This is a genomic window from Hydrogenophaga pseudoflava, assembly GCF_031020795.1.
In the GTDB taxonomy this organism is placed as follows: Bacteria; Pseudomonadota; Gammaproteobacteria; order Burkholderiales; family Burkholderiaceae_C; genus Hydrogenophaga; species Hydrogenophaga pseudoflava_A.
In genome coordinates, this window is sequence record NZ_JAVHJP010000001.1 from 772,011 (window position 1) to 784,882 (window position 12,872).

At 61.1% G+C, this 12,872-nt stretch carries 12 protein-coding genes; 1 reads left to right on the forward strand and 11 read right to left on the reverse strand.

Going from position 1 to position 12,872, the window contains the following annotated elements; all coding sequences use genetic code 11:
• Window positions 1-10: 10 nt before the first annotated feature.
• The 10 genes from RCO38_RS03790 to RCO38_RS03835 form a co-directional block, all read right to left on the reverse strand.
• A complete protein-coding gene (locus tag RCO38_RS03790; RefSeq protein ID WP_308326955.1) occupies window positions 11-1,249 on the reverse strand; it encodes an MFS transporter in 1,239 nt (412 codons plus the stop codon).
• A gap of 6 nt (window positions 1,250-1,255) precedes the next feature.
• On the reverse strand, window positions 1,256-2,419 hold the full coding sequence (locus RCO38_RS03795; protein WP_308326956.1) for a deoxyguanosinetriphosphate triphosphohydrolase: 1,164 nt from the start codon (window positions 2,417-2,419) through the stop codon (window positions 1,256-1,258).
• An 8-nt stretch (window positions 2,420-2,427) separates the two neighbouring features.
• Window positions 2,428-3,549, reverse strand: coding sequence for a 3-dehydroquinate synthase (gene aroB / locus RCO38_RS03800; protein WP_308327318.1), 1,122 nt, complete (start codon window positions 3,547-3,549; stop codon window positions 2,428-2,430).
• 70 nt (window positions 3,550-3,619) lie between these two features.
• A complete protein-coding gene (locus tag RCO38_RS03805) occupies window positions 3,620-4,150 on the reverse strand; it encodes a shikimate kinase (protein WP_308326957.1) in 531 nt (176 codons plus the stop codon).
• Window positions 4,151-4,239: 89 nt separating this feature from the next.
• Entirely contained in the window at window positions 4,240-4,659 is a 420-nt protein-coding gene (locus RCO38_RS03810; RefSeq protein ID WP_308326958.1) for a hypothetical protein, read from the reverse strand.
• Between the two features lie 24 nt (window positions 4,660-4,683).
• A complete protein-coding gene (gene pilQ / locus RCO38_RS03815) occupies window positions 4,684-6,858 on the reverse strand; it encodes a type IV pilus secretin PilQ (RefSeq protein ID WP_308326959.1) in 2,175 nt (724 codons plus the stop codon).
• Window positions 6,855-7,409, reverse strand: coding sequence for a pilus assembly protein PilP (locus RCO38_RS03820; protein WP_308326960.1), 555 nt, complete (start codon window positions 7,407-7,409; stop codon window positions 6,855-6,857). The genes pilQ and RCO38_RS03820 overlap by 4 nt, the downstream gene beginning before the upstream one ends.
• Entirely contained in the window at window positions 7,406-8,110 is a 705-nt protein-coding gene (locus tag RCO38_RS03825) for a type 4a pilus biogenesis protein PilO (protein ID WP_308326961.1), read from the reverse strand. Before RCO38_RS03825 ends, RCO38_RS03820 begins: the two co-directional genes overlap by 4 nt.
• Window positions 8,111-8,124: 14 nt before the next feature.
• Complete coding sequence (locus tag RCO38_RS03830; RefSeq protein ID WP_308326962.1) at window positions 8,125-8,766, reverse strand: PilN domain-containing protein; 642 nt, start codon at window positions 8,764-8,766, stop codon at window positions 8,125-8,127.
• Window positions 8,763-9,842 (reverse strand): pilus assembly protein PilM, encoded by a 1,080-nt coding sequence (locus RCO38_RS03835; RefSeq protein ID WP_308326963.1) that lies wholly within the window; start codon window positions 9,840-9,842, stop codon window positions 8,763-8,765. Before RCO38_RS03835 ends, RCO38_RS03830 begins: the two co-directional genes overlap by 4 nt.
• A 271-nt stretch (window positions 9,843-10,113) precedes the next feature.
• Here RCO38_RS03835 and RCO38_RS03840 point away from each other — a divergent pair, with 271 nt between their 5' ends.
• The gene (locus tag RCO38_RS03840) at window positions 10,114-12,534 is read left to right on the forward strand and encodes a penicillin-binding protein 1A (protein ID WP_308326964.1); all 2,421 of its coding nucleotides are present in this window, start codon (window positions 10,114-10,116) and stop codon (window positions 12,532-12,534) included.
• Here the strand turns inward: RCO38_RS03840 and cyaY are convergent.
• Window positions 12,524-12,853, reverse strand: coding sequence for an iron donor protein CyaY (gene cyaY / locus RCO38_RS03845; RefSeq protein WP_308326965.1), 330 nt, complete (start codon window positions 12,851-12,853; stop codon window positions 12,524-12,526). The two genes, RCO38_RS03840 and cyaY, sit on opposite strands and share 11 nt — an antisense overlap.
• Window positions 12,854-12,872 lie beyond the last annotated feature (19 nt).

The following is a 12,872-nucleotide window of genomic DNA, read 5'->3' on the forward strand; positions in this document are numbered from 1 at the left end:
GTATCGCCCCTCACCGGGTCGGCGAACCCGGCCGACCGCGCCACTCGCGCTGCAGCCGCGCGGCCAGCAGCAGGCCGAGCAGGGAGCAGGCGCCCGTCACCACCCAGGTCCACTGCCATCCGCCCACACGGGTCACCCACCAGGCCACGGCAGGCGGACCGATGAACTGGCCCAGCGCCGAGAACTGCTGCATCCAGCCCACGGTTGTGGACACCGTGTCCCGGCCCGGGGCCAGCACCACCGCCACGCCAAACAGGGTGCCCGGAATGAGCCCTCCAACCGACGAAAACAGCAGCACGGCCAGGTACTGCAACACCGGATGACCCACCGCCCCAAAGGTGACCACGGCCCCCGCCGCCATCGCGCCGTAGCCGAGCGCCACCAGCACGCCGGGGCGCGCCCCCCGGGCGAGCCACCGCCCAGCCGCCACATTGCCCACCATGTTCACCGCCGCGGCCAGTGCGCTCAGCACCGCCACCTCGGTGGCTCCCAGGCCTGACTGCACATAAATCGTCGGCAGAAAACCGATGACCGCCAGCCACTGGCCTGAATACAGCAGAAAGCCCAAGGCGACCAGCCAGGGCCCCGGCGCCTGCAAAGTCCGCTTCAGACGCGGCCACAGGGACGATGCCGCAGCGGCTGCCTCTCCTGAGCCGGCCGCCGGAGCAGGCACCCGCAGCGCCAGCCAGGCCGCCGCAGCCAGACCAGCCAGCGCCAGCAGCCACCAGGTGGTGCGCCAGCCCGACCAGGCCATCAGCGGTACGCCCAGCAACAGCGCCAGTGCGGTGCCCATCGGCATGTAGGTCCCCCACCACCCCAGCGCCCGGGACAGACGCACCGGGTCGTGCAGGTGCAACCTCAGCAGGCCAGGTGCCGGCAGCACCGTCAGAAGGAATCCGGCGCCCTCCACCACCCGGGACAGCAGCAGCCGGTTCACGTCAGGCGCGAGCGCTCCACCGGCGCTGCCCGCGGCCAGCACGCACAATCCCGCCAGCATCACCCGGCGCGGCCCCAGCCGGTCGGCCAGCAGGCCGACCACCAGCCCCAGCGACAGCCCCGCCAACTGCACCAGCGACAGCAGGAAACCGGCTTGCACCAGATTCAGTCCCAACTCGGCCTGGAGGTAGGGAATCGCCACAGGCAGTTTGCCCACATGCAGCGCTGAGCACACCCCCACACCGACCACCACAAGGGCCACACCCCGGTCGTCGGTGGTGCCGGAACGCACGGGAGACGCCGGAAGGTTCATGGACGCTCAGGGAAACAGCACACGACCGCTCAGGCGCTGGTGTTCCCGGATGGCAAAGCGGTCCGTCATCCCGGCGATGTAGTCGGCCACCGCCCGCGCGGGCTGGCGGACCTTCAACGGCGAGTGCGGCCACTCGTCCAGGCGCTCGAGGTACATCGAGAACAGTTCGGTCACCACCTGCGCCGCCCGCTCCGTGGTGTCCATCACCTGCGGGTGGCGGTACAGGTTGCGCAACAGGAAGTGCTTGAGCGCCTGCGATTCGGCCTTCATCGCATCGGAGAAACCCACCAACGGACGCGCCTGCGCGCGCACGTCGTCGAGCGTCTCCACCCCGGAGGCCTCAATGCGGGCGCGCGTGGTGTCGATCACGTCGTAGACCTGGTCGCTGAGCATCAGTCTGATCGACTCGAACAGCAGCCGACGGCCGCCCAGGTCGGGGTGCGCGCCCAAGGCCTGGCGGCGATAGCGGTCAAACAGGGGCACCTCGGAGATCTGCTCCAGGGTCAGCAACCCGGAGCGCACGCCGTCGTCGATGTCGTGGGCGTTGTACGCAATCTCGTCGGCCAGATTGCACAGCTGCGCCTCGAGCGACGGGCAGCCTCCGGTCACAAACCTCTGGGCCACACCGCCGGGCTCGGCCTTCAACAGGCGCTGCGCATGGACTCTGGAGCAGTGCTTGAGGATGCCTTCCCGGGTCTCGAAGGTCAGGTTCAGCCCGTCAAACGCCGGGTAGCGCTCCTCCAGCGCATCGACCACCCGCAGACTCTGCAGGTTGTGCTCGAAGCCCCAGTCCGCCTCGTCGGTGGATGGTGTTTGCGGGCGCGCAGCCCTCATGGACGCATTGAGCGCGTCCTGTCCCGCATGGCCAAAGGGTGTATGCCCGAGATCGTGGGCCAGGGCAATCGCCTCGACCAGATCCTCGTTGAGCCCAAGGGTGCGCGCAATGCTGCGCCCGAGCTGCGCCACCTCAAGAGAATGCGTCAGCCGGGTGCGGAACAGGTCGCCTTCATGGTTCAGGAAAACCTGCGTCTTGTAGACCAGGCGCCGGAACGCGGTGGAATGAATGATCCGGTCGCGGTCGCGCTGGAACACCGAGCGGGTGGGAGCCTCAGGCTCGGCAAAGCGGCGCCCCCGGCTGCGCGCCGGATCGGCCGCATAGGAAGCGAACAACCTGGGCTTCACCCGCCACAACTTTCGGTAATGACCTCGCCCACCAACATGTCCGGGGCCCCTTGCATCAGGGCCTTGCCGGTCCCGTCCACCAGCACAAAACGAATCTCGCCCGCCTCCGACTTCTTGTCCAGGCGCATCAGGGACAGGTAACGCCCCACGTTGTCGACCTCGTCCAGCACGGGCGCGCGCACCGGAAGACCCGCCGCGGTCACCACCGCCTGGATGCGCTCGACAAAAGCCTCGGAGACCAGCCCCATGCGCGCGGACAGCCGCGTGGCCATCACCATGCCGCAACCCACGGCCTCACCGTGCAGCCAGGCGCCGTAGCCCATCCCCGCCTCGATGGCATGGCCGAAGGTGTGTCCGAAGTTCAGGATCGCCCGCAGCCCCGACTCACGTTCATCTTGCCCCACCACCTCCGCCTTGATCTGGCAACTGCGCTTGACGGCATGCGCCATCGCCTGAGGGTCTTTCGCACGCAGGGCCGCCATGTTGTGTTCGATCCAGTGGAGAAACGCCATGTCGGCGATCGGCCCGTACTTGATCACCTCGGCCAGCCCCGCACTGAGTTCACGCTCAGCCAGCGTGTCGAGTGTGGCCAGATCGCACAGCACCCTCTGCGGCTGGTAGAAGGCACCGATCATGTTTTTGCCCAGCGGGTGGTTGATCGCCGTCTTGCCCCCCACCGAAGAATCCACCTGCGCCAGCAAGGTGGTGGGCACCTGCACGAAGGGCACGCCCCTCATGAACGCGGCTGCAGCGAAACCGGTCATGTCGCCCACCACACCTCCTCCCAGGGCAAACAGAACCGTCTTCCGATCACACGCAGCGCCCAGCAGAGCGTCGAAGATCAGGTTCAGCGTTTCCCAGGTCTTGAATGCTTCGCCGTCCGGCAACACCACATGCAGGACCGAGGGGTAGTGTGGTTCCAGCGAGCGCCGCAGGCGATCCAGATAGAGAGGCGCCACGGTCTCGTTCGTCACGATCATGGCGGCTGTAGCCACCGGCAGTCCCGAAAATGCCTCAGCCCGGTCCAGCAAGCCGGCCGCAATGTCAATTCTGTAACTGCGGTCGCCCAGGTCGATGACCACCTGTTCGCCGCCCGAAGGGGAAAGATCTCGATGCATGCCCCGAGTGTAGAGCCAGGCCTTCACGGCACGGGAACCGGTAACGCTGCTCGTCGGAGACCAGACCCGGTCACGCCCGAGAAGTCCCTCCGGGCGCCAGTTCCAGTTGCATGACGATCATGTTCACCAGCGTGGACACCGAAGGCCGTCCGGTGTCGATGACGTAGTGTGCAGCCTCCCGGTACAGAGGATCGCGCACCGCGTACAGGTCTTTCAGTCGTTGCAAGGGATCGGCCACCTGCAGCAGCGGGCGGTTGCGGTCGTGCCGCAAACGACGGAAAACCTCCTCTGGGGACGACCGCAGGTAGACCACCTGACAACGGTCACGAAGCCGCTGCCGGTTGGCTGGGCGCAGCACAGCCCCCCCGCCCGTCGAGAGCACACTGTCCTGCCCCTGGGACAGCTCATCAATCACGGACTCTTCGATGTCCCTGAACCTGTCTTCACCCTCTCGCTCGAAAAACTCCCGAATCGAACATCCCAGGCGATGCTCGATCACATGATCGGAGTCCGAGAAAGACAGAGAAAGCCGCCGCGCGAGTTGACGGCCGATGGTCGATTTGCCGGAACCGGGCAAACCGATCAGTGCGATGGAGGACAAGTGATCAACTCATTAAAGTCAATGGCGCCTGCTACCAAGAAAGGATAGCAAGCGCCGCTCAACATCCTGACACCTGTCAGGACCAACTGTCATTCAGCAGGCGTGGTTTCCTCGTCGGGCTTTTCGGCTTCGACAGTGAATTCGACCGTGGCAGTTCTAGAGTGGTAATCCAGAACAGTAATCACAAATGGATCACCACATTGTCCAGTAGGCCGAACAGTAAACTTTGGGTCTTTGCCCGTGGCCTCAGTCTTGTCGACAATCAACCCCCCCGGGTTTGCATTGACAATACGGAACGGCGCTTGGCCACCAATGATCGTAAAAACGGTGGGATCTGCGTTTGCTGCGCTCGCACAGCTACCGGTTTCAGAAATCACTGTCAGCTTGGCTTCATCCGGACTGACCGAAAACTCAGTCGAGTCTCCCGCAATGTCTCCGCCCCCCCCGCAAGATGCCAAACCGATTGCCACCACAAGACTTCCCGCAACTTGCGCCGTTTTTTTCAGCATGCGTAACTCCTAAATTCAGTCAGTTCAGCGGCGCGCCATTGCGCCTTCAGTGATCGAACGAGGCGTAATGAAGATCAGCAACTCCTGTTTACGCGACGACTTGTTCTTGTTCTTGAACAGGTTTCCGACAATCGGCAAGTCACCAAACAGCGGCACCTTGGCCACATCCTCGGTCTCCTCTTCTGTGAAGATGCCACCGATCACCACCGTTCCGCCGTTCTCCACCAGCACCTGGGTCTGCACATGCTTGGTATTGATGGCAATGCCGGCCGCCGTCGTTTCACCACGGCTGTCTTTGTTGATGTCCACGTCGAGAATGATGTTGCCTTCTGGCGTGATCTGGGGCGTCACTTCCAGCTTCAGGTTGGCCTTGCGGAACGCAACCGCTGTGGCCCCACTGGACGTCGCGGTCTGATAAGGGAACTCGGTACCTTGTTCGATCAAGGCCTTGACTTGATCCGCCGTCACCACCCGTGGACTGGAAACAATCTTGCCCCGACCATCCGCCTCAAGCGCGGAAATCTCCAGGTTCAGGAACCGGTTGGCAGCGGAACTGAACAGCGACACAGCGAAAGCTGCAGGCAGAAAACCGCCCGCACCCGTCGAAGGCAGATTGACGAAACTCGTGTTGACGGTGTCCATCGTGTTTTCGGACTCGACAGTCGTGCTAGAGACCGCGTTGTAGCTGCCGCCGATCGCCACCCGGTTGGGGCCGCTGACCGGGTATCCCGCCTCGCCGCCACGAACGCCGCGCAAATCGCTGCCACCCAGCCGTACGCCGAGCGAGCGTCCGAACCGATCGTCCGCCTCCACGATGCGCGCCTCGATCAACACCTGACGCACCGGAATGTCCAGCTTGGCGATCAACTGCTGCACCTGCTCCAGCTTGGAGGGAATGTCTGTCACGAACAGCTGATTGGTGCGCGGCTCGGCGATCACGCTACCCCGTGCGGAGAGGATCCGCGCGCTGGCACCGCCCGCTCCAGCGGCCCCACCCGCGCCTGTGATTTGCCCGGCGATGTCACTGGCCTTGGCGTAATTCATCTGGAAACCCTGCGTGCGCAAAGTCTCCAGGCTTTCAACCGAAGCCTTGGATTCCAGTTCCTGCTTCTCGCGCGCCGCGATTTCGTCCTTGGGCGCAATCCAGAGAACGTTGCCGCTCTTGCGCATTCCCAAACCCTTGGCTTGAAGGATGATGTCCAAAGCCTGATCCCAAGGCACATCCTTGAGACGAAGGGTCACAGCGCCGGAAACGGAGTCGGAAGTCACTACGTTGAAATTGGTGAAGTCAGCGATCACCTGCAACAACGAGCGCACCTCGATGTTCTGGAAGTTCAGAGAGAGTTTTTCTCCGTTGTAACCCGGCCCCTGGGTCAGTTTCGACGGATCCAGTTTCTGCTCACGGATCTCCAGCACGAACTGGTTGTCACTCTGGTACGCGGAGTGCTCCCACAAACCCGTGGGCGTCACCAGCATGCGCACCCGGTCACCCACTTGGCTCGTCACCACGGACTGGACAGGAGTCCCGAAATCGGTCACGTCCAGCTTTCTCCGCAGTCCTTCCGGGAGGGTGGTCTTCAGGAAGTCCACCACAAGATCCTTGCCTTGCTGCCGGATATCCACCCCGGTTTGGTTGTTGGCAAGCTCGACCACCACCCGCCCGGAATTGCCCACCCCGCGACGAAAGTCAATGTCCTTGAGTGCGGCGGAATCCACATTACCGGAAGGAGCAAATGCTGCCGGGGGCGCAGATTGTGCTGCCGGTGTTGCCGAAACCGAAGTTGAGCTATCGAGAACCAACAACAGGGTCTTTCCATCGAGCTTGGCCTGGTATGTCGAAGGCTGCTTGAGGTTGATAACGACCCGCGTCCGATCTCCCGCCTGCACGACATTGGCGGATCGGATGTTGCCCTGCCCGATATCCACCGAGCTGCGTCCGATGCCATTCACAACACCAGGGAAGTCCAGAGCAATGCGCGCAGGAGACTGGATTGTGAAACCAGCTGGAACAGCACTCAACGGCTCCGCAGTTTCAATACGAATGACCTCAGCGCCAGATTGGACGCTGCCAGTAAGGGACTGGATGGCATTCTGCGCATATACAAAGGTACAAGCCAGCAAAGAGCCTGCAAACAATGCCAAACCACGAAAAACGTTCTCGCGCCCACCAAGCAACGTCACCTGATGCATCTTTTTCATTTGGTCGATTCCTCTTGTAACTGCAATGCCGCAGGACGCTCAATCCACTCGCCGGCCGCATCCTGCACAATTTCGCGCAGGACGATCTGGTTTTCTTCGATTTTCAGAATACGCCCATAGTTTTGACCGATGTAACTTCCAGGGGTCACTTGGTACAAAAGGGCATCAACCTTCAACAATCCCACAAGCTGGCCATTCCGGCTCAGGCTCCCGACCATCTTCATCGAATCCAGGGGAAATGCCTCAAGAGGTTGCTTTCGACGGTTCAACTCTGGCTCGATAAGCGCAGACTGTCCAGACGGCAGGGCTTGGCCGCTCTTGAGGATACTGGCGAGTTTCTCGTTGCTGAAGGGCTCAATGAAGCGCTCTCCGCCATAAGCGTAAGGCTCAAATTTGGTGGGCTCCGGAATCGGCTTCACATCCGGCTTGATGGAGTTTCTCTCGCGCAGCATCCATGCGCTCAACTCCTCCTGATCGGAGTCCGCACAACCTGCAACGCCCATAGCCAAGGACAGAATCAAGCATCCACCAACAACACGCACGGTGTTCATTTGGCCGCCCCAGTCGATTTTTTGCCCGCAGGCGTCTTACCTGTGGACGCTTTTTGCTGCATGGCAACTTCTTCCTGGTCGAGATATCTAAACGTTTTGGCCACGCAGTCGAGCGTCAAAAAACCATCCCTATCCTTTACAGGGACAATGGCCAGATTGTTCAAAGTCACAATTCGGGACAAATTGGCAATATCTGCAGCAAACAGCCCGATATCGTGATAACCACCGGTGACCTTCACGGTAATCGGCAGTTCAGCATAGTATTCCTTGACTGAAACCTGTCCTGGCCGGAAAAGCTCGAACTGCAAGCTTCTTCCCAGGCCAGCCTGGTTAATATCAGAAAGCAGAGCATCCATTTCAGCCTTGCTCGGAAGTTGCTTCTCCAACTGCGCGACGTACTGTTGCACCTGTTCCAGCTGTTTCTTCAGAGCGTCCAGATTGACAGCTTGCACCAGCTTTTTTCGATAGTCCTCACGCAACGTCTGTTCACGAGATTGTTCCGTCAAAAGCTCTTCATCAACGGTTTTGAGCCAGGTGAACCAAAGAGCGGCAATCACCGCAATACACACAACAACAAAAAGCAGGTTTCTCGGCAGCGCTGGCCACTGAGACGGGTCGTTGGGATCCAGCCCGGAGAACTGCTGACGCAGATTTTCCTGGACCGATTTCAAGTCCACGGAGACTTTGGAGGGTTTGGCCATTTTTGCAACCCCCCTTAAAGTTTGCCCGCGGCTGCAGCTCTCGCAGCCGGCTTGGATGGTTTCGCCACGGGCGCTTCTACCGCCTTTGCAGCACTGGAAGGACGGTTCAGCATGGCGCGTATCGTGAAGTTGGACACCCTGCGCTGCTCCTTGTTTGATACAGAAGCATTGGCCGCAACGATCTCAATAAGCTCCGGCTTGATCAGCCATTTGGTCTTGGTTGATAGGCTGCGCAGAAAATCAGACACCCGCTCCTGTGATTGAGCAGTACCCGTCAGCAACACACTCTGGCTTTCCTGTTTCATACTTCGCAGATAGATCCCGTCTGGCAGCTCACTCACCAACTCCTCCAACAGGTGGACCGGCATATTACGATCAGCCTGCAAATCTTCAACGGCTGTCTGACGGGCACGGAGCGACGCAATCTGCGCCTGCAACGTCGCGATGTCCTTGATTTCCGCGTCCAGGCGTGCAGTTTCCTGCTTCAGAAAAGCGTTGCGAGCCTGCTGGTCGGCAATGCGACCTTGGTACCACGTGTACACCGCTCCACAGATGATGCCTCCGAGCAGAGCGGACAAACCCAATTGGGTGAAGAACTGCTCTTTCCGCCGCTTCCGCGTTGCTTCACGGTGCGGCAGCAGGTTGATGAGAATCATTGATGAAACCTCCGCAGAGCCAGGCCAGTGGAGGTAAGGTAAGAGGGAGCCTCCCTGGCGATCTTTCTTGCGTGGACAGTGGAGGCCATCTCCATCCCGTCAAAGGGGTTGATCACCATGCATGCAAAGGAGGTCTGATGGGTCACGGCCTCGGTCAATCCGGGCAACGCAGCACTCCCGCCAGCGAGCAAGATATGGTCGACTTTGTTGTGCGGCGTGCTGGTGAAAAAGAACTGGAGCGCCCGCCCAACCTCCTGGGCCATGCTTTCGATAAACGGCTCGAGCACGGCGGATCGATAGTCCTCCGGCAAATCGCCTGAGCGCTTTTTCGCCTCCGCCTCATCTGCAGAGAATCCGTATTGCCGCACGATCAGCTGCGTAAGCTGCGCGCCGCCAAAGGCCTGGTCACGCTCATACAGCACATCGTCATTGCGCATCACCTGCATGCTGGTGGTCATGGCACCCACTTCAAACAACGCCACCAGAGAGTCAACCCCCTGGTTGGGCAACGTCTCAATAACGCGGCCCGCGGCCATTCGGGACGCGAAGGGCTCAACGTCCATGATCACCGGCTTGAGCCCAGCGGCTTCCGCAAGCCCCTGACGATCAGACACTTTCTCCTTGCGGGAGGCGGCAATCAACACTTCCGCGTCGCCAGCAGAGTTGGCGCTAGGGCCGACCACACAGAAGTCCAGACTCACTTCGTCCAGCGAAAACGGAATGTATTGGTTGGCCTCTGATTCAACCTGAGCCTCGAGCTCTTTGTCAGACAGGCCGCCAGGAAGAACAATCTTCTTGGTGATCACGGCCGATGCCGGCAAGGCCATGGCCACGTTTTTCGTCTTGCTGCCACTCTTGCGCACCACCCGGCGAACCGCCTCCGCCACCTCGTCGAACTTTTCGATGTTGCCATCGGTAATCCAGCCCCGCTCCAGCGGCTCGATGGCGCATCTCTCCAGGACCAGATCTCCGGATCGGTTGCGCCCCAGTTCAACCAGCTTGACGCTCGACGAGCTCACATCGATGCCCAGCAGCGGCGCCGGATCCCGGCTGAATAACGACCCCAATGAGATCAAGGTGGCCCCCAGAAATGGTGGCGCCAGAGGGCGCCGGACTTAAGAAATCACTTCAATGCTAGCAGCAAGCCCTTTGTGCAGCAAAGAATTTACATGTTTGGCACAAACAGAAACGTTGTCAAAAGCATACGCAAAAAGTCGGGCGAGGACGGGGTAACACCCCCCTCAAGACCGCGGCAGGCGCTGACCGTCGACAATAGGGTGCCAGCGTTCCGGGTCGTCACTCAGGGGCCTGAGTTTTGATGTTCCAACCCAGCTTTTCACTCAACGCATGGCCCCAGAGACCGACGTATCAAAACCCGATCGACCCACCGGTGCTCCCGGCGTGCTCCGATGGATCGGCAAAGCGCTGGCCACGGTAGCCGGATTGGTGGTTGCTTCGGTGCTGGCCCTGCTCATGGGCGTTGGATTGGCGCTGGCGGTCGCCTACCCCAATCTTCCCGACGTGGCCGATCTGGCCGACTATCGTCCGAAGTTGCCGCTGCGTGTCCTCACCGCAGACGGCCAGCTGATTGGAGAGTTTGGAGAAGAACGGCGCAATCTGCTGTCGATCAAGGACATCCCGGATGTCATGAAACACGCCGTGCTTGCCATTGAGGACTCACGGTTCTTCGAGCACAACGGGGTCGATTACAGGGGGATGCTCAGAGCGGCGCTGGCCAACCTGGGTCAATCCAAAAGCCAGGGCGCGTCGACCATCACGATGCAGGTAGCTCGCAACGTCTACCTGTCCGCAGAAAAGAGCTACACCCGCAAGATTTACGAGGTGCTGCTGACTTTCAAGCTGGAACACCTGCTGACCAAGGAGCAGATCCTCGAGATCTACATGAACCAGATCTTTCTGGGTCAGCGTGCTTATGGATTCTCCACAGCGGCGCAGACATACTTCGGCAAACAACTCAAGGATGTCACCGTCGCCGAAGCGGCGATGCTGGCCGGTCTGCCCAAAGCGCCCTCGGCCTACAACCCGATCAGCAACCCCAAGCGGGCCCGTGTCCGGCAGCTGTACATCATCGACCGGATGCTGGAGAACGGCTTCATCACGGCGGACGAGGCGCAGCAAGCCAAGGCCGAGGAGCTCAGGCTTCGCCCGATGCATGTCCAGCTCAAGGTGCATGCCGAATACGTGGCCGAGATGGTCCGCCAGGCCATGGTGCAGCAGTACGGCGAAGAGGCCTACACCCGCGGCCTGGTGGTCACTACCAGCCTGAAAGCCAACGAACAGGAGGCAGCTTATCGGGCATTGCGTCAGGGCATCCTGGACTACGAACGCCGCCAGGCGTACCGCGGCCCCGAGCAGTTCATCAACTTGCCAGAAGACAGGGCTGCGCAGGCGGATTTCATTGACGAGGCTCTCAACGAGCGCCCCGACAACGACGACCTGATGTCGGCCGTGGTGCTCGCTGCCAGCCCGCGCAAAGTGGTCGCGATCCGGCAGGACGGAGACCCGTTCGAAATCACGGGAGAAGGCCTGCGTCCTGCCGCATCGGGGTTGAGTGAGCGCGCCGCTCCGAATCTGCGCATCCGTCCTGGAGCAATCATTCGGGTGGTCAAGGGGCCCAACAACACCTGGCGTATTTCCCAGTTGCCCGAAGTCGAGTCGGCGTTTGTGGCCATGGACCCCCGCAACGGAGCGATCAGGGCCCTCGTGGGCGGTTTCGACTTCCAGAAGAACAAATTCAACCACGTGACCCAGGCCTGGCGTCAGCCGGGTTCCAGCTTCAAGCCCTTCGTTTACTCGGCGGCCCTGGAAAAGGGGGTGACACCCACAACCGTGGTGAACGACGCCCCGTTGTTCTACTCGGCCGCGGAAACAGGCGGCAAGCCCTGGGAACCCAAGAACTACGACGGTCAGTTTGAGGGACCGATGTCGATCCGGCGGGCGCTGGCGCGTTCCAAGAACATGGTGTCCATCCGTGTACTGCAGCTCGTTGGCACACAAAGCGCACAGGAATGGGTGACCCGATTTGGATTCGAGGCGGACAAACACCCTCCCTACCTCACCATGGCCCTCGGTGCCGGAGCCGTCACGCCAATGCAGATGGCGGCAGGTTACGCCGTCTTCGCCAACGGCGGCTACCGTGTGACGCCATCTTTGGTCACCAAGGTGGTCGAGCACAAGGGGCGGGTGCTGTACGACAGCCAGCCTGCCGCGCCGAGTGAATCCCAGCGGGCCATTGAGCCTCGCAATGCATTTGTGATGAGCAACCTGCTCCAGGAAATCACGCGCTCGGGGACAGCCGCTCGCGCGCAGGCGGTGCTCAAGCGCCCCGATCTTTACGGCAAGACGGGCACCACCAACGACTCGATGGACGCATGGTTTGTGGGCTACCAGCCCACGGTGGTCGCGGCGGCCTGGGTCGGCTACGACACGCCGCGCAACCTCGGCAGCCGCGAAACCGGCGGAGGCCTGAGCCTGCCGATCTGGATTTCATACATGGCCGAGGCCCTCAAGGGAGTCCCCGTGAGCGAGATCGAAGCCCCGGCCGGAGTGATCCATGTGGGCAACGAGTGGTACTACGAAGAGTACGGACCGGGCCGCGGGGTGCGCGGCCTGGGGCTGAACGACCCCTGGCCTGGGTCTTCCTCGACCGGAGAACCCGGTGCCAGCGAACAGGACAACGGAAACACCGGAAAGACGCCTGCCGAAGGCGAGGACCGGCGCAGCATCCTGGACCTTTTCAGGAACTGAACACCAGCGGCTGCCCAGCCTGTTCGCTGGCGCACTGAGACAGGTGGACAAAGAACTCTCCGTGGCCTTTGGTGTCGGTCCACTGACGGCCGTCCCACTTGTAGTGGAACCCACCCGCGCGCGCCGCCATCCACACTTCATGCAGCGGTTTCTGCAGATTGATGATGATCTGGCTGCGGTTGGAGAACGTCAGCGTGATCATGCCGCCCACCCGCTGGTTGTCGAGGTCGGCGTCGCTCTCGTCATTGATGCGGTCGCAGCCGCGCTCCACTGCCCTCAGGAGCGCCTCGGCCAGGTCCATGTATTCGGAATCGGTCATTACAATGCCACCACTATGT